This window comes from Streptomyces sp. NPDC025638 (assembly GCF_055558775.1).
Genome location: NZ_JBVHLX010000006.1, coordinates 93,811 through 110,913, shown reverse-complemented (window position 1 = coordinate 110,913; position 17,103 = coordinate 93,811). Strand labels below are relative to the sequence as shown.

The window sequence follows — 17,103 nt, the reverse complement described above, 5'->3', positions numbered from 1 at the left end:
CGGGACTTTTACGGGACCTGGGATTCCGCCATGAAATGACTGTCGACCGTGAACCCCGGGGGACTCCTACGAACGGATGTCCGGCAGGAGCGGCACCATCCGGTTCCACCGCGCGATCTCGCAGCCGTTGCTGCGGTCGTACGTCGCGTCGACCGGGCGCCCGGCCCAGGTCCCGGTGACATGGGCGGTGGCCGGGCCGCCGTAGACCATCGTGCAGACGCTGCCCGGCGCCACCGGCGCGAAGGCCTCGCGGCCCCACCGGGTGTTCCGGTCCACGGCCCGGCACGCGCCGCCCACGTCCGGGTGACTGCCGACGGCGGGATGACACGACAGCACGTATGTCCCGTTCCGCCCGGCGCCCGCGTGCCGGACGGTGACGGTCAGCCGGTCGCCGGGTACGGCCGGCCGGTCCTCGGCCCGGATGGGCGGGGGCGCGGAGGCAGATGGGGCGGGCAGGGCCGCGGCGGGGGCGGTGACGACGGCGACTGAGGCCATGGACGCCATGGACGCCAGGGCGGCTCGGGAGAAGAACGGAAACATGCCCTGATCAACGCCCGTGGCCCCCGGACGTTGCGCCCCCGCCCCGCCGGGGAGAAGGGCTTTGCCCTGTGGCCCGAGTGCCTAGTACCGTGGGGGGCGATTGGTGACAGCACGCTCGACTGTGTCATCATCTGCACGCGCCACTCACGCGCTCGCGTGGGAGGTTGTGCTGGAGGCGTCGCCTAGTCCGGTCTATGGCGCCGCACTGCTAATGCGGTTTGGGCCTTAAAGCCCATCGAGGGTTCAAATCCCTCCGCCTCCGCGCTCGATCACCGAAGCCCCGGTCTTTGTGGACCGGGGCTTCGGCGTTCCCGGCGTTCCGAGCGTCCCCGGCCGACCCTGGCGTTTCTGGAGTTTCCGCAGGTCACAAGGGGTGCGGCTAATGGATTTCACATGACGGCGGCAGTCATGTAATGTTCTTCCTGTCGCCGCGAGCGGGCCGGAAGGGCCGGGAGCGAAGGACAGGAAAACAAAAAACAGGCACTCGTAGCTTAACGGATAGAGCATCTGACTACGGATCAGAAGGTTGCAGGTTCGAATCCTGCCGAGTGCGCACAGGCAAGAGGCCCCGGAGAGATCCGGGGCCTCTCGCGTTTCGGGGGGCGTACAGCAGCGAAGTACGGCAAGCGCACGTCCCGGACGGTCAGTTTGTCGAGCGGGCGAGCCGGACGAGCTGGGTGACCATCTCGTCCCGCCGCGCCCGCGACCCGGCGCAGCGTTCAGTACTGCTCGGTCTCCATGAAACCCGTGCCCCCGTTGTCGTCCGCGTCGAAGGCGGCGGCGGTGGGGTCGAATCCGGGCGGGCTGTCCTTCAGGGCCAGGCCCATACCCGCCAGCTTCGCCTTGACCTCGTCGATCGACTTCGCACCGAAGTTGCGAATGTCGAGGAGGTCGGCCTCGGAACGCGCCAGCAGCTCACCCACCGAGTGGACGCCCTCACGCTTGAGGCAGTTGTAGGAGCGGACCGTGAGCTCCAGTTCCTCGATCGGCAGCGCCATGTCGGCGGCCAGGGCGGCGTCCGTCGGGGACGGGCCCATGTCGATGCCCTCGGCGTCGATGTTCAGCTCGCGGGCGAGACCGAACAGCTCGACCAGGGTCTTGCCGGCGGAGGCCATGGCGTCACGGGGACGCATCGCCTGCTTGGTCTCGACGTCGACGATCAGCTTGTCGAAGTCGGTGCGCTGCTCGACACGGGTCGCTTCGACCTTGTACGTGACCTTCAGCACAGGCGAGTAGATCGAGTCGACCGGGACACGGCCGATCTCCTGGCCCAGCTGTTTGTTCTGCACGGCGGAGACATAACCGCGGCCGCGCTCGACGGTCAGCTCCATCTCCAGCTTGCCCTTGCCGTTGAGCGTGGCGAGGACCAGGTCGGGGTTGTGCACCTCGACACCGGCCGGGGGCGCGATGTCGGCGGCGGTGACCAGACCCGGACCCTGCTTGCGCAGGTACATCACGACCGGCTCGTCGTGCTCCGAGGAGACGACCAGCTGCTTGATGTTGAGGATCAGGTCGGTGACGTCCTCCTTGACGCCCGGCACGGTGGTGAATTCGTGCAGGACACCGTCGATGCGGATGCTGGTGACAGCCGCACCGGGGATGGACGACAGAAGGGTGCGGCGAAGGGAGTTGCCGAGGGTGTAGCCGAAGCCCGGCTCCAGCGGCTCGATCACGAACCGGGAGCGGAACTCATCGACGACCTCTTCGGTCAACGAGGGACGCTGAGCAATCAGCACGAGGTATTGCCTCCAGTGTTTGGCGCCCGCTATGTGACGCCGTAGACACCAAGAAGGGTACGGGCGGTTCGGCCGCCTACGAGGGCGAACCGCCCGACCTCGCCCGTCTGCCGGCCGGTCGGAGGGGCAATGGCTTGATGGAGCTAAGTCCAACGATCAACCACTCCTGCCCCGGGAGTCAGCCACCAGTGCGGTTCCTAGGCGCATACTGGGGGCAATGACAAAGCCTGCTGCACCGAAGCGTCCCTTGCCCACCAGCCCCTTCAAGGCCCCGGTCACCCCGGCTCCCAAGCACTTCGCCGTGGGCGACCAGGTCACACACGACATGTACGGCCTCGGCCGGGTGATCGGCATCGAGAACGGAATCGCGGCCCTCGTGGATTTCGGCTCGTCGCAAATGCGGATCTTGAGCCCGTACGCCAAGATGACCAAGCTGTAGGACCTCTGTGCCCGATCACGGCACGCCAGGCCCCTTCAGGGGCCTGTAACGAAAGCGAGACCTCTCATCGATCCGACGTCGCTGTTCTCCGCCCTGGAAGGGCAACCCCGCTGTGCCACCGCAGCGTCGCCGCCTCCGGCGACAAACCCCTTCCAGGCCCCGGACTTCGGGGAAGACATGACCCTCCTGCTTGAGGAGGAGCAAGAGCCCGCCCCGGGGATGGCTGCCGCGCAACCCAAGGCGGCCTAGCTCCCGCGCCACGGGGGTGTGACGCGGCGAAGGGTGCCGCTGTCCGCTGCTGTTGCGGGCGGGTCAGGCACGGGGTTGGAATCGAGTGTGAGGCTCTTCGGCGACGCCGCGTCCGCAGGCCGCCCCGCCCCAGGCACGGGGTCCGGCCGGAAAGGGCTCAAGAACGACGCGCTGGGCATGTTCTCCTCGGTCGTCATCGGCCTGGCCTCCACCGCCCCGGCGTACAGCATCGCCGCCACGCTCGGCATCATCGTGGCCGCGGTCGGACCGCAGGCCCCGATCGTCACCATGCTGGCCTTCGTCCCGATGCTGCTGATGGCGTATGCCTTCCGGGAGCTCAACGCGGGCAACGCCGACTGCGGCACCACCTTCACCTGGGCCACGCGCGCCTTCGGTCCGCGCACTGGCTGGATGGGCGGCTGGGGCCTCATCGTCGCCAACATCATCGTCATGGCGAACCTCGCCGTGCTCGCCGGTGCCTACGGCTTCCGGCTGGTGGGCCTGGACGGCCTGGCGGAGAGCCGGCTGTGGACCACCGTGGCGGGCATCGCCTGGATCGCCGTGATGACCGCGGTCTGTTATGTCGGCATCCAGTTCTCGGCCGCGATCCAGCGCGTGCTGCTGTGCCTGGAAGTGGTGATGCTGATCCTGTTCGCCATCGCCGCGCTGGTCAGGGTCTACACCGACCCTCCCGCGACCGCGATCCATGTGTCCGCCTCCTGGTTCAACCCCTTCGAGGTCCCCTCGGCAAAGGCCCTGACCTCGGGCATCCTCGCGGGCGTCTTCATCTACTGGGGCTGGGACAGCGCCGTCTCGGTCAACGAGGAAACCATGGACAGCACGCGCATCCCCGGGCGTGCCGCGGTCATGTCCACCGTGATCCTCCTGGCCATGTACGCGCTGGTGTCCACGTCGGCGCAGGCGTTCGCGGGGGTCGGTACCTCGGGCATCGGGCTGGCCAACCCCGGCAACTGGGACGACGTGCTCGCCGGACTGGGCGAGGCCGTGTTCGGGAGCCAGGGCGCGGGGCTCGTCCTGCTGAGACTGCTGATCCTGATGGTGCTGACCTCGGCGCTGGCCTCTGCCCAGACCACCATCCTGCCCCTGGCCAGGACCGTCTTCTCCATGGCGGTCCACAAGGCCCTCCCCTCCCACCTCGCCCGGGTCCACCGCAGATTCCTCACCCCGACCTGGTCGACCATAGGGATGGGCGCGGCCTCGATCGGCTTTCTGGTCCTGCTGACATCGTTCAGCGAGGACGTCCTGGTGGACTCGATCGACTCGGTCGGCCTCGCGATCACCTTCCAGTACGGGCTGACCGGCTTCGCCTGTCTCTGGTACTACCGCAACATCCTCGGCCGCAGCGCCAAGGACCTGGTCTTCAAGGGCGTGTTGCCGGGGCTGGGCGGGCTGATGATGCTCCTCCTCTTCGTCTACGCCGTCTTCGTCTACGCGGCGCCCGGGTACGGCGCGACCACCGTCGACCTGCCGCTGATCGGACCGACGGGCGGGGTCGTGGTCGTGGGGCTCGGCGCGCTGCTGATCGGCTTCGTCCTGATGCCCCTGGTCACCCGCGGGCACAGCGCGGCCCTCAAACTCCAGCGGAGCCTGCTTCCGCGCAGTCTGCCGCCGCAGACGGCCCTTGAGTCGGCCGGACGCTATCTGCCCGCCGACAGCGGGTCCGGCGTGGGCGGCGACTGGTTCGACGTCATCCCGCTGTCGGGCACCCGGGTCGGTCTGGTCGTAGGGGACGTCCTCGGCCACGGGCTGCACGCGGCCGCGGCCATGGGGCGGCTGCGTACGGGAGTACGGGTGCTGGCCCGGCTGGACCTGGCCCCGGACGAGGTCCTGACCCGCCTGCACGACCTGGTCGAGCAGACCGCGCATGAACGCGGACCCGAGCGCGGGCCCGAACGCCTCCACGCACGGTCGCATGCCGACGAGGCCCGGGGGGTGACCTGTCTGTACGCGGTGTACGACCCGGTCTCGGGACAGTGCAGCCTGGCGCGGGCGGGCCCGTTGCCGCTGGTGGTCGTCGATGCGCGCACGGGCGCCACCGGCACCCCGGAACTGCCGCCCGGGCCGCCACTGGGAGTCGTCGGCCCGCCCTACGAGAGCACCGAACTGCGGCTCGCGCCGGGCAGCGTCGTCGCCCTCCTCACGGACGGCCTCCTGCAGTCGGCCGACAGCTCCGCCGCCGGGCTGCGACAGCTCGCCCATGTCCTCGCCGAGCATCGGCGGCCGCTGGACGAACTGTGCGACCAGGCGGTGGCCACCCTGCTGCCCGGAGCGGTCGACGAGGGCGCGACGCTGCTCCTGGCCCGCACCCGGATGCTCGACCGGAACCAGTTCGCCCAGTGGGAGGTGGCCCCGGACCCGGCCGCGGTCGGCTCGCTGCGCACCACCGTCAGCAAGCAGCTCGACGACTGGGGGCTGCACGAGCTGTCGTTCACCACCGAGCTCGTCGTCAGCGAGCTGGCCACGAACGCGATCCGCTATGTCGGCGGACCGATCCAGGTGCGCCTGATCCGTGACCGGACCCTGATCTGCGAGGTCTCGGACACCGGGCACACCACCCCCAACCTGCGGCACGCCGCGAGCGACGACGAAGGCGGCCGGGGACTGTTCATCATCGCCCAGCTGACCCACCTGTGGGGCACGCGCTACACGGCCACCGGAAAGATCATCTGGACCGAGCAGCTGCTGCCGTCCGCGGACGGTCAGCACTCCTCCTGAGGGTCGTTCCGGTTGAGCTTCTCCAGGTACTCGTGAGCCAGTTCGGTCGCGCGGGTGAACCAGTCGGTGAGGACGGCGAGCTCCTCGGCGGAGTAGTCGGCGAACAGGGCCGTGAGGCGTTCGTAGTGGCCCGCGTAGACGGCCTCGACGCGGGTGACCGCGGCCGGTACGGCGGCCACGCGGACACGGCGGCGGTCGGCCGGGTCGGGGCGGCGGGTGACGTAGCCGGCGCGTTCGAGGCGGTTGAGGATGCCGGTGACCGCGCCGGTGGTGACATGGGCGCGGGCCGCCAGGTCACCGGCGGTGAGCAGGTCCTCGCCGGCCTCCAGGACGTAGGCGAAACAGGTGAGGTCGGTGACGTTCAGACCCAGCCGCCTGGCCAGTTCCTGCTGTCCGATCAGGTGGGCGGCGATGAGGTGGTCCATCGCCGAGAGCGCCTGCGCCGGGGTGGCGGCCGGTCGCGGCTTGCCGTGCATGTTTCTCTATTCCCTTAGCTCGTGAGAGATTTAATAGTAAATTCCTCTCGTGGTGAGGGAGTCTAGGCGCCCTCAGCCCTACGAGAGGGAGGCGAGTCATGAGCGGTCATCTGTATGACGAGGGTCACACGGTTGCGGGCTGGACCGGTTTCTTCATCGCGACGATCGGGTCGGCGGGGGCGGGAGCCGGGGTGGTCGTGGTGTCGGTCCCCTTGATCGCCGGGGGCCTGGCGACCGTCGCCGCCGGCGTCCTCGTCACCTGGTACCTCCACCTCACCGGCTGGGGCAAGCCGCCGGGACGCCGCCCGAGGGCGGAGTGGGGAATGCGGATACGGGACACGAGCGCACGGGAGGGCCATCCCGGCTGCGTCGGCTGCCGACTGGCGGGTCGGGGGCGACGGACGGCCGCTGCCGTCCGCCCCGCGCCCACCGGCGGCGAACCGGAGCCGGTTTCGGCCGAGGCCGGGGGCTGATTCGACGGGGCGTGCACACGCGCGGCAAGCCGGGGAGAATCGATCCCTCTGTCACCTTTTGGGTGAACATGCCTTCTATGCAGGGGAGTTGTGTAAGGAGATCCCTAGCTTCCGTGGTGGAGGTGATGCTCGATGTACGAGCACAACGACACGCCGCCGGAACAGTCGGCGGAATGGAAGCAGGACGCGATCGACGTCAACGACTTCGTGTTCGCTGCCACGGGGGCGCGGGTGCGGAGGCTGACGCTGCCGGACGGGGAGCACTGGTTTCCGGCGACGGACGTGGCCGGAAAACTGGGGTACGCAAACACCCGTCAGGCGTTGAACGCGCACGTCTCTGCAAACTGGCAGAGGACTCTCCGTGAGATTGCACAAGGCGTCTGTACAGCAGACACCTTGAGCAAACTTGCAGCTCACAGGCTGCAGAAGTCGATGAAACTGGTCAACCTCAAGGGGCTGATCCAGCTTGTCAACGGCTGCACCAAGCCCGAGTGCGAACCCTTCAAGGCTTGGGTCTCCGAGGTCATCGCAACCATCCAGCGCGACGGCTCCTACAGCCTCGAACCGGCCCCGGTGCAGCCCGCGCCCAGCGGCGGCACCGCCTACCTCATGCCCGAGCAGGTGGCCGACGCGATCGTCCGTCTGGAAGAGCGGAACATCCGGGCGGACGAGGCGTTGCTCGCCCGGCAGACGGAGTTGTGCCGCCACCAGGACTTCATGGCCAGGGCCCAGGACTCCATGGCCAAAGCCCAGGACACGATGGCCAGGGCGCAGGACTCCATGGCCAGGGCTCACGACTCCATGGCCGGCGCCCTCCACCGCATCGCCGACACCCTGGACCGCATCGCCGATCGCTTCCAGCCCGGCTCCGCGGCGGAGGAGGCCCCGGCCATGTCGCCCCAGCAGCTGCTGGGCATCTGGCGGGCGAAGAACCTGGTCGTCACGGACGATGTGCACGCGGTGGCGGCCTATCTCGCTCCCTCGCTGGTGCGGGGTCCGGTCCGTTGTCGGCTGGAGGAGGTCGCCGGCCGTACGGGGCTGACGATCGACCGTGTCCACGACTGCGTGCGCATGCTGCTCAAGCGGGGTTGCATGCGGCAGAGCGGGTGCGCCGGGGACGGTGCGCCGGTCTACGTGCTGCCGTAGCCGGTGACGAGACAGGCCCGAAGTCGCAAAACTAGGTTGCGGCTTCGGGCCTTCGCGTACCGTATCGCGTTCCCACTGCCCGACCCCGTTGTCAGTGCCCAGGCTTACCCTCAAGAGTGATGGCACAGGTGTGGAAATGCTCGGGACTGCGGTGGTCGGGGGACGGTCCCGTGCTGGTGTGGGACGGGGGGCGGCACAGCGCGCTGCCTCGGGGGAAGCGGGTCGCCTTCGGGGTCGCGGACGGGGGCGTGCGGACGTGTGTGGGTGCTCGGGGGCACCCCTGCCCCGTGCGGGCGGTGGTGTCGGGGCGGAGCACCGGCGCGCGCTGTGAGCAGTGCGCGCGGCTGGACCGGGCGCACTCCGTGGCCGCCGACACCATCGCGGACGACCCGCGGCCGTACCACGTGTATCTGGCCTGGTTCGGGCCCGGCATGGTCAAGGTCGGGATCACCGCCGTCGAGCGGGGGTCCGCGCGCCTGCTCGAACAGGGAGCCGTCTGTTTCAGCTGGCTCGGCGCCGGGCCGCTCATGGCCGCGCGCCGGACGGAGGAACTGCTGCGCGCCGCGCTCGGCGTGCCCGATCGGATCCCCTACGCCGAGAAGCGAGCCGTACGGTCCGCGCTGCCCGCGACGGGGGCCGAACGGACCGCTGAGATCGAGGAGTTGTACGAGCGTGCCGTCGCACTCGACGGCTGGCCGGAGTCGCTCTCCCGCGAGCCGTGCCAACCGGTCGACCACGTGGGCGTGTTCGGGCTCCAGCAGCTGCCCACCGCCTTCGGCGAGGTCGTCGAACTGGTCCCGGGCGGCACCGTGAGCGGTGAACTGGTCGCGGCCGCCGGGCCCGACCTGCACATCGCGGCCGGGGCGCGCGGGGTCGTCGTCCTCGACACGCGGCTGATGAACGGCTGGGAGCTGTGCCCCGGCCCTGGCGCGGGCGACGGATTCACCGTTCCCCTGAGGGAGTTCAAGGAGGAGGCGGGAGTCCAGGACGGGCTGTTCTGAAGGCGCGACCGTTCCTGATCTCCCGGCAAGCGTTTCCCAGGCGTTGCCTGAGAAACGCCTGTGTGTTTCTCAGGGAAAACACAGATGGGTGAAAGCGTGTTCTCAGAGGGCCCGGACAAGGTGTCCCCATGACCACGACCTCGCCCCAGAGGCGCACCGAACTGCTGAGGCCGGACGGGAGCCCCGTCCGAGTGCTTGTGGTGGACGACGAGCTGTCGATCACCGAACTCCTTTCCATGGCCCTCCGTTACGAGGGCTGGCAGATCAGGAGCGCCGGTGACGGACACGGTGCCGTCCAGACCGCCCGGGAGTTCCGGCCCGACGCCGTCGTCCTCGACATGATGCTGCCCGACATGGACGGCCTCGCGGTCCTGGGGCGCCTGCGGCGCGAGCTGCCCGACGTACCCGTCCTCTTCCTGACCGCGAAGGACGCGGTGGAGGACCGTATCGCCGGGCTCACCGCCGGCGGCGACGACTACGTCACCAAGCCGTTCAGCCTGGAGGAAGTCGTGGCCCGGCTGCGCGGGCTCATCCGCCGCTCCGGTGCCGCCGACCGGCGGTCCGAATCCGTGCTCGTCGTCGGTGACCTCACCCTGGACGAGGACAGCCACGAGGTGTCGCGGGCCGGGGAGAACATCCACCTGACCGCCACCGAGTTCGAACTCCTGCGTTTCCTGATGCGCAACCCGCGGCGCGTGCTCAGCAAGGCGCAGATCCTCGACCGTGTGTGGTCGTACGACTTCGGCGGCCAGGCCAATGTGGTCGAGCTCTACATCTCGTATCTGCGCAGGAAGATCGACGCAGGCCGGGAGCCGATGATCCACACCCGGCGTGGGGCCGGCTATCTGATCAAGCCCGCAGCGGTATGAGCGGTCGACGACGGCCGCGTGCGCAGAAGAGACATGGGGGTCCCGCCGCTCGAACGAAGCTGAGAGTGGGGGAGGGACAGCCGCGGACCCTGCGGACGCGGCTCGTCGTCGCGTCGGTGGTGCTGATCGCGGTGGTGTGTGCGGTGATCGGCACCGTGACCACGCTCGCTCTGCACGACCACCTGTACGGTCAGCTGGACGACAAGGTGCATGACGTCGCCATGCGTGCGGTCGGCGGCCGCATGGTCGGCAAGCAGCCGCCCGGCGACCAGAGGACGACCCCGGACGCACTTCCCGGCGCGAACGACGAGACCCCGGCGAGCGCCAGGGCCGCGAAGTTCGTCAAGCAGCCCCCGACGCAGCCCAAGACCATCGCCGCCTACCTGGAAGACGGCAAGATCGCCAGTGCTGCCGTCTCCGAGCAGCAGAGCGACAGCAACGGTGTCTTCAAGAGCATGGGCGCCAGAAACCTCAACACGGCGCAGAAGGCGGCCATCGCCTCCGTGGCGAGGGACAACCAGGCGCACTCCGTGGACGTCCCGGGCCTCGGGGAGTACCGCGTCCTGTACCTCACGAGCCGGGACGGCAGCGACTCGTACTACGTCGCACTCCCGACCACCGAGGTCAACAACACCATCAACACCCTGATCCTCGTCGAGGTCAGCGTCACCGCCGCAGGCCTGGGCGCCGCCGTCATCGCCGGTTACGTGCTCGTCGGCCTGGCCACCCGCCCCCTGCGCCGCGTCGCCACCACCGCCACCCGGGTCTCCGAACTCCCCCTGCACACCGGCGAGGTGAACCTCAGCGAGCGGGTGCCGGAGTCCGAGACCGATCCGCACACCGAGGTCGGGCAGGTGGGTGCCGCGCTCAATCGGATGCTCGACCATGTGCACGGCGCCCTGCACGCCCGCCAGCAGAGCGAGATGCGGGTGCGGCAGTTCGTCGCCGACGCGAGCCATGAACTCAGAACTCCCCTCGCCTCCATCCGCGGGTACGCCGAGCTCACCCGGCGCGGACGCGAGCAGGTCGGGCCCGACACCCGGCACGCCCTGGGCCGTATCGAGTCCGAGGCGGGCCGGATGACACTGCTCGTCGAGGACCTGCTGCTGCTCGCGCGCCTGGACGCCGGGCGGCCGCTCCAGTTCGAGCACACCGACCTCGTTCCGCTGGTCGTGGACACCATCAGCGACTCGCGCGCGGCCGGCATGGACCACAACTGGCGGCTCGACCTGCCCGACGAACCGGCGCTGGTGTCGGCGGACGCGGCACGCATCCAGCAGGTGCTGGTCAATCTGCTGGGCAACGCCCGCAAGCACACCCCACCCGGTACGACGGTCACCGCACGCGTCCAGCGGCGCGGGCCGTGGATGTGCGTCGACGTGGAGGACAACGGCCAGGGCATCCCGCCCGAGCTGCTGCCGCACGTCTTCGAGCGGTTTGCCAGGGGCGACTCCGCGCGGTCCCGGTCCACCGGGTCCACCGGTCTGGGACTCGCCATCGTGCAGGCCGTCGCGACCGCGCACGGCGGTGCCGTCACCGTCGACAGCATCCCGGGGCGGACCGTGTTCACGGTGCATCTGCCCGCGTTCGGCCCCGTGCCGCCGCAGCCCGACCCGGAAACGAACTGGCAGTCGCACTCACAGGCACAGCACAGCGCCACCACATGGGTGCAACAGGGCACTTGACCAGAGTCGTTCCCATGCGAACCGACTCTTCTCCCGGCACCCTGCCGGCGCGGGAGCACCTCCCGGCCGGCGACGCCGGTACGCCTGTCCTGGACGTAGTGATCCCCGTCTACAACGAGGAGAAGGACCTCCGGCCCTGCGTGCTCAGACTGCACGAGCACCTCAAGCGCACCTTCCCGTACGCGTTCCGCATCACCGTCGCGGACAACGCGTCCACGGACACCACCCCGCGGGTGGCGGCGCGGCTGGCGGCGGAGATCGCCGAGGTGAGGTCCTACCGGCTGGAGCAGAAGGGCCGCGGGCGTGCGCTGCGGACCGTCTGGTCCGCCTCGGACGCCCCGGTCCTCGCCTACATGGACGTCGATCTGTCCACCGACCTCAACGCCCTGCTGCCGCTGGTGGCGCCGCTGATCTCGGGTCACTCCGACCTGGCGATCGGCTCCCGGCTGGCCCGCAGCTCGCGCGTGGTGCGCGGGGCCAAGCGGGAGTTCATCAGCCGCTCGTACAACCTGATCCTGCGCGGCTCGCTGCAGGCCCGCTTCTCGGACGCGCAGTGCGGCTTCAAGGCGATCCGGCGCGATGTCGCCCAGGTGCTGCTGCCGCTCGTCGAGGACACCGGCTGGTTCTTCGACACCGAGATGCTGGTCCTCGCCGAACGGGCCGGGCTCCGTATCCACGAGGTGCCCGTCGACTGGGTCGACGACCCGGACTCGACCGTGCATATCGTGAAGACGGCGACCGACGACCTCAAGGGGGTGTGGCGGGTGGGCAAGGCCCTGGCCACGGGGTCGCTGCCGCTGGACCGGATCACCCGCCCGTTCGGCGACGACCCGCGCGACCGCGAGATCAAGGACGTGCCCAAGGGGCTGGCCCGCCAGCTCGTCGGATTCTGTGTCGTCGGCGGTCTCTCGACGCTCTTCTACCTCCTGCTCTACAGCGGCTTCAGGCAGTTCTCCGGCTCGCAGGTCGCCAACGCGCTCGCCCTGCTGGTCTCGGCCGTCGCGAACACCGCGGCCAACCGGCGCCTGACCTTCGGGGTGCGCGGCCGCGGCGGAGCCGTCCGGCACCAGGCGCAGGGCCTGGTCGTCTTCGGCATCGGCCTCGCCCTCACCAGCGGCTCGCTGGCCGCCCTGAACGCGGCCACCGGCAGCCCCGCGCACTCCACCGAACTGGCCGTGCTGATCGCCGCCAACCTCGCGGCGACGGTGCTGCGCTTCCTGCTCTTCCGCGCGTGGGTCTTCCCGGACCGCGGCGACACCGACCAGGTGTCGACGGTCGTGGCCGCGCACAACCCGTCCTCGCCGACCTACGCGACGACGGTCCCGTACCGGCCGGGCGGCACGCCGCTCCCGCAGCGCCCGCCGCAGCACACGCCGTACCAGACCACCCAGTTCCGCGCCGGTGAAGCCGCGGACGGCAACTGGAGGGACGCCACCATGCGGTTGCAGCCGGTGCGCCCTCACGACACCCACCCGGGGGATGCCCGATGACCACGCACCACGACCGGACGGCCCACCCCGGGGGTCCCGCCTCCTGGGGCCCGCCGCCGACCTCCGCTTCCCCACGGACCCCCGCCACGGACCCGGCGCCGCCCACGGCTCCCACGCCCGAGTCGGGCGAGCCCCAGCAGCCCTTCGTACGGAGACTGTGGCGCGGCCGGCCCGAGGACCCGCGCTGGGTGCGCCCGGCCTTCCTCGGCCTGCTGGCCGCCACCTTCCTGCTCTACCTGTACAACCTGAGCGCCTCCGGCTACGCCAACTCCTTCTACTCGGCGGCCGTCCAGGCGGGCAGCAAGTCCTGGAAGGCGCTCTTCTTCGGCTCACTGGACGCGGGCAACGCCATCACCGTCGACAAGCCCCCGGCCTCGCTGTGGCCGATGGCCCTGTCGGTGCGGATCTTCGGCCTCAACTCGTGGGCGATCCTGGTCCCCGAGGTCATCATGGGCGTCCTCACGGTCGCCGTGGTGTACGCGGCCGTACGCCGCCGGTTCAGCCCGGCGTCCGGCCTGATCGCGGGCGCCGTGCTCGCGCTCACCCCCGTCGCGGCGCTGATGTTCCGGTTCAACAACCCGGACGCGATGCTGGCGCTGCTGATGGCCGTCGCCTGCTACATGGTCGTCCGCGCCCTTGCGGACGGCCGTACGAAGTGGCTGGTCTGGGCGGGTGTCGCGATCGGCTTCGCCTTCCTCGCCAAGACCCTGCAGGCCTTCCTGATCCTGCCGCCGCTGGCGATCGTGTACGCGGTGTGCGCGCCGGTGCCGCTGAAGAAGCGCTTCGGACAGCTGGCCCTGGCCACGCTCGCGCTGGTCGTCTCCGGCGGCTGGTGGGTCGCGATCGTCGAACTGTGGCCGGCGTCCTCCCGCCCCTACATCGGCGGCTCGCAGAACAACTCCTTCCTGGAGCTGACCTTCGGCTACAACGGCCTCGGCCGTCTCAACGGCGACGAGACCGGCAGCGTGGGCGGCGGCGGTGGCGGCAACGGCACGAGCATGTGGGGCGAGACCGGCTGGGACCGGATGTTCAACTCCGAGATCGGCGGCCAGATCTCCTGGCTGCTGCCGGCCGCGCTGATCCTGCTGGTCGCGGGCCTGGTGGCGACGCGCAGGCTGCGGCGGACCTCCGTCACCCGCGGTTCGTTCCTGGTCTGGGGCGGTTCGCTGCTGATGACCATGGTCGTCTTCAGCTACATGGCGGGCATCTTCCACCAGTACTACACGGTGGCCCTCGCCCCCTACCTGGCGGCCGTCATCGGCATGGGCGCCGGGCTGCTGTGGGAGAAGCGCGCCGAGATGTGGGCGTCGATCACCCTCGCCGCGTCGGTCGTCGCGGCCGCGGCCTGGGCCTACGTCCTGCTCAACCGCACCCCCGACTATCTGCCCTGGCTGAAGTGGCTGGTCCTGATCGGCGGCCTGACCGCAGCCCTGGGCCTCGTCTTCGCGGGCCGCGTGTCCCGTCGGCTGGCGCTCGGTGCGGCCGCGCTCGGTCTCGTCGCCGCGCTGGCCGGTCCTACGGCGTACACCCTCAGCACGCTGCAGGAGGGCCACAGCGGCTCCATCGTCACGGCCGGCCCGGCCGGCGCGAGCACGATGGGCGGCGGCCGCGGCGGTCCCGGCGGCGGGATGGGCGGCGGCAACGGCGGCTTCGGTGGCGGCATGCCGGGCCAGAACCAGCAGGGCCGGCAGGGTCAGCAGAACGGGAACGGCTTCCCCGGCGGCGGCATGCCCGGGCAGAACCAGCAAGGTCAGCAGGGTCAACAGGGCCAGCAGAATGGCAACGGGACTACCCAGGGTCAGCAGGGCCAGGGCTTCCCCGGTGGCGGTCAGCCGGGTGAAGGCGGCGGCATGGGCGGCGGTGGTGGCGTCGGCCTGCTCAACGGTGCGAGCGTCTCCTCCGAGGCCAAGAAGCTGCTGGAGACGGACGCCGGGAAATACACCTGGGTCGCCGCGTCCATCGGCTCCCAGAACGCCGCGAGCTACCAGCTGGCCACCGACGAGCCGGTGATGGCGATCGGCGGCTTCAACGGCACCGACCCGTCCCCGACGCCGGCCCAGTTCAAGATGTACGTGGCGGACGGCAAGATCCACTACTTCATCTCCGGCGGTGGCATGGGCGGCGGCATGGGCGGCAGCTCCAGCGGTACGTCCTCGCAGATCACCTCGTGGGTGCAGAGCAACTTCAAGAAGGTGACGGTCGGTTCGGCCACCTTCTACGACCTCACGCAGAAGACCGGCAGCTGACGATCGCCGGGCAGGGCCGGGCAGGAGAAGGGCGGGTGGCTGCGGCCGCCCGCCCTTCGGGTTCCGCTCGGGCCCGCATGGCGGAGCGATATATCGGCGCAGTCCCGCGCCCCTTATGGGGGTGTTGCGGTTCTAGCATTTCGATGAGTGGCCGGAGTTCATGAGGAAGGTGCGCCGATGGTCAAGGCAGCCGAGCGGTCGGTGCGGTCGAGCGTCTGGCTGGAGGGCAAGGCCCGCCGGGGCGGGCGCGCGGGGCAGCCCTCCGGTCTCGATCGTGAGCGGATCACCGAGGTGACCGTGCGGCTGCTGGATGCCGAGGGTCTGGCCAAGTTCTCGATGCGGAGGCTCGCGGCCGGGCTGCACGTCACCGCGATGTCCGTGTACTGGTACGTCGACACCAAGGACGACCTGCTGGAACTCGCCCTGGACGCGGTCTACGGCGAGCTGCGGCTGCCCGATCCGGAGGCCAGGGACGAGGACTGGCGCGACCAGCTGCGCACGCTGGCCACGGAATACCGTGCGCTTCTCGTCCGGCACCCCTGGCTGTCGCCGCTCGCCGGGCGGTATCTCAACATCGGCCCGAACTCGCTCGCGTTCTCCCGGGCGGTGCAGCAGGTCGTCCGCCGGACCGGACTGCCCGCGCACGGCGTCACGGGCGCCATCTCCGCCGTCTTCCAGTTCGTCTACGGCTTCGGCACGGTCGAGGGCCACTTCGCCGCGCGGGTCGAGGCCGCAGGCCTGACCCCCGACGAGTACTTCCGCACCGCCATGAGCGCGGTGTCCGAGGCCCCGCAGACCGCCGGCGTGATCAAGGAGTCCAAGGACATCATGGCGGCCCGCGGCGGCGACACGGTCGAGGAGATGCTGGACCGCGACTTCACTTTCGCCCTGGACCTGCTGGTCTCCGGAATCGAGGCGATGGTCACCCGCGGCTGACCGGGAGGGGGCCCAGCCCCCGCTCACGAGCCGTGCGGGAAGTGCCGGTGGACGCCGGTCCCCATCACGGCGGGTGACCGGTGATCGACTTGCCCTGTTCGACCCTCGCCTCGCGGGCCGTTCGCCTGCGTTCCTCGCGCTGCTCCGCAGGCTCCGGAACGCCGCGCCGACCTCCGCCCGCCGAGTGGTGGTGGGCCGTGGTGGTCAGCCTTCGGCCACCAGCCGTGCGGGAAGTGCCGGTGGACGCCGGTCCCCATCACGGCGGGTGACCGGTGATCGACTTGCCCTGCTCGACCCTCGCCTCGCGGGCCGTTCGCCTGCGCTCCTCGCGCTGCTCCGCAGGCTCCGGAGCGCTGTGCCGGACTCCGCCCGCCGAGTGGTGGTGGGCCGTGCTGGTCGGCCTTCGGCCACCAGCGGTGCGGGGAGCCGCCGGTGGCCGCGGGCCCCGGTGCTCCGGGATGGCCCGGGCAATCGACTTGCCGGGCCTGGTGGTCAGTCTTCGGCCACCAGGCCCGGCCGGGAAGCCGCCCGTGGCCACAGGTCCCCACCGCTCCGGGGCGACCCGGGCAACCGACTAGCCGCGCCTTGGCGATCAGTCCCCGGCCACCAGCCGGGCCGGGAAGCCGCCCGTGGCCACCGGGCCCCAGTGGGTCGGAGTGACGCGGATGATTGACTTGCCCTGTTTGCGCATCGCCTCGCGGTACTCGGCCCAGTCCGGGTGTTCGCCGGCGATGTTGCGGTAGTACTCCACCAGCGGTTCCACCGAGTCGGGGGTGTCGATGACCTCCGCCGTTCCGTCGATCTGGACCCACGGGCCGTTCCAGTCGTCGCTCAGTACGATCAGGCTGACCCGTGGGTCCCGCTTGGCGTTGCGGGTCTTGGCGCGCTCCGGGTAGGTGGAGACCACGATCCGCCCCGAGTCGTCGACCCCGCAGGTCAGCGGCGAGCCCTGGGGCCCGCCGTCGGTCCGCCGGGTCAGCAGGATGGCGCGGTGACGGGGCCGTACGAAGTCCAGCAACTCGTCCAGGGAGACGGACGTGTTGGTCGCGATGTTCGGTGCCATGGGGGCAGCCTAGAGGCA

General features: G+C 70.2%; 14 protein-coding genes and 2 tRNA genes. 12 read left to right on the top strand and 4 right to left on the bottom strand.

Annotation, left to right across the window (positions count from 1 at the left end):
* Positions 1–66 precede the first annotated feature (66 nt).
* Positions 67–495 carry an SSI family serine proteinase inhibitor gene (locus ACZ4EG_RS17530; protein WP_453556592.1) on the bottom strand — a complete coding sequence of 143 codons (429 nt, stop codon included), beginning with the start codon at positions 493–495 and terminating at the stop codon, positions 67–69.
* A gap of 216 nt (positions 496–711) precedes the next feature.
* On the opposite strand from ACZ4EG_RS17530, the gene ACZ4EG_RS17525 reads away from it, so the two are divergent.
* Together ACZ4EG_RS17525 and ACZ4EG_RS17520 are read left to right on the top strand one after the other, a co-directional pair.
* A tRNA-Ser gene (locus tag ACZ4EG_RS17525) sits at positions 712–802 on the top strand.
* A gap of 218 nt (positions 803–1,020) precedes the next feature.
* Positions 1,021–1,093: transfer RNA gene (locus ACZ4EG_RS17520), tRNA-Arg, on the top strand.
* A 166-nt stretch (positions 1,094–1,259) separates the two neighbouring features.
* Here the strand turns inward: ACZ4EG_RS17520 and ACZ4EG_RS17515 are convergent.
* A complete protein-coding gene (locus tag ACZ4EG_RS17515; RefSeq protein WP_390712341.1) occupies positions 1,260–2,276 on the bottom strand; it encodes a DNA-directed RNA polymerase subunit alpha in 1,017 nt (338 codons plus the stop codon).
* Between the two features lie 217 nt (positions 2,277–2,493).
* Here ACZ4EG_RS17515 and ACZ4EG_RS17510 point away from each other — a divergent pair, with 217 nt between their 5' ends.
* Positions 2,494–2,715, top strand: a complete 222-nt coding sequence (locus tag ACZ4EG_RS17510) for a hypothetical protein (RefSeq protein ID WP_467791179.1) — start codon at positions 2,494–2,496, stop codon at positions 2,713–2,715.
* A gap of 336 nt (positions 2,716–3,051) precedes the next feature.
* Positions 3,052–5,700 (top strand): amino acid permease, encoded by a 2,649-nt coding sequence (locus ACZ4EG_RS17505; protein WP_467791178.1) that lies wholly within the window; start codon positions 3,052–3,054, stop codon positions 5,698–5,700.
* Here ACZ4EG_RS17505 and ACZ4EG_RS17500 read toward each other — a convergent pair.
* Positions 5,685–6,176, bottom strand: a complete 492-nt coding sequence (locus ACZ4EG_RS17500) for a MarR family transcriptional regulator (RefSeq protein ID WP_453556598.1) — start codon at positions 6,174–6,176, stop codon at positions 5,685–5,687. The genes ACZ4EG_RS17505 and ACZ4EG_RS17500 overlap by 16 nt on opposite strands.
* 98 nt (positions 6,177–6,274) lie before the next feature.
* Here ACZ4EG_RS17500 and ACZ4EG_RS17495 point away from each other — a divergent pair, with 98 nt between their 5' ends.
* The 8 genes from ACZ4EG_RS17495 (at position 6,275) to ACZ4EG_RS17460 (ending at position 16,022) form a co-directional block, all read left to right on the top strand.
* Positions 6,275–6,649 carry an HGxxPAAW family protein gene (locus ACZ4EG_RS17495; RefSeq protein WP_467791177.1) on the top strand — a complete coding sequence of 125 codons (375 nt, stop codon included), beginning with the start codon at positions 6,275–6,277 and terminating at the stop codon, positions 6,647–6,649.
* Positions 6,650–6,781: 132 nt separating this feature from the next.
* Positions 6,782–7,795 (top strand): BRO-N domain-containing protein, encoded by a 1,014-nt coding sequence (locus tag ACZ4EG_RS17490; RefSeq protein WP_467791176.1) that lies wholly within the window; start codon positions 6,782–6,784, stop codon positions 7,793–7,795.
* A 119-nt stretch (positions 7,796–7,914) separates the two neighbouring features.
* Positions 7,915–8,796: a DUF2797 domain-containing protein gene (locus ACZ4EG_RS17485; RefSeq protein ID WP_467791175.1), complete on the top strand. Its 882-nt coding sequence runs from the start codon at positions 7,915–7,917 to the stop codon at positions 8,794–8,796.
* Between the two features lie 128 nt (positions 8,797–8,924).
* Positions 8,925–9,665 carry a response regulator transcription factor gene (locus ACZ4EG_RS17480; RefSeq protein WP_467791174.1) on the top strand — a complete coding sequence of 247 codons (741 nt, stop codon included), beginning with the start codon at positions 8,925–8,927 and terminating at the stop codon, positions 9,663–9,665.
* A complete protein-coding gene (locus ACZ4EG_RS17475) occupies positions 9,662–11,350 on the top strand; it encodes a sensor histidine kinase (RefSeq protein ID WP_467791173.1) in 1,689 nt (562 codons plus the stop codon). Before ACZ4EG_RS17480 ends, ACZ4EG_RS17475 begins: the two co-directional genes overlap by 4 nt.
* Before the next feature lie 14 nt (positions 11,351–11,364).
* Positions 11,365–12,840: a bifunctional glycosyltransferase family 2/GtrA family protein gene (locus ACZ4EG_RS17470; RefSeq protein ID WP_467791172.1), complete on the top strand. Its 1,476-nt coding sequence runs from the start codon at positions 11,365–11,367 to the stop codon at positions 12,838–12,840.
* A complete protein-coding gene (locus tag ACZ4EG_RS17465) occupies positions 12,837–15,086 on the top strand; it encodes an ArnT family glycosyltransferase (protein ID WP_467791171.1) in 2,250 nt (749 codons plus the stop codon). The genes ACZ4EG_RS17470 and ACZ4EG_RS17465 overlap by 4 nt, the downstream gene beginning before the upstream one ends.
* A 177-nt stretch (positions 15,087–15,263) precedes the next feature.
* On the top strand, positions 15,264–16,022 hold the full coding sequence (locus ACZ4EG_RS17460; protein WP_467791170.1) for a TetR/AcrR family transcriptional regulator: 759 nt from the start codon (positions 15,264–15,266) through the stop codon (positions 16,020–16,022).
* Between the two features lie 592 nt (positions 16,023–16,614).
* Here ACZ4EG_RS17460 and ACZ4EG_RS17455 read toward each other — a convergent pair.
* A complete protein-coding gene (locus ACZ4EG_RS17455) occupies positions 16,615–17,085 on the bottom strand; it encodes a PPOX class F420-dependent oxidoreductase (protein ID WP_467791169.1) in 471 nt (156 codons plus the stop codon).
* Positions 17,086–17,103: the final 18 nt, after the last annotated feature.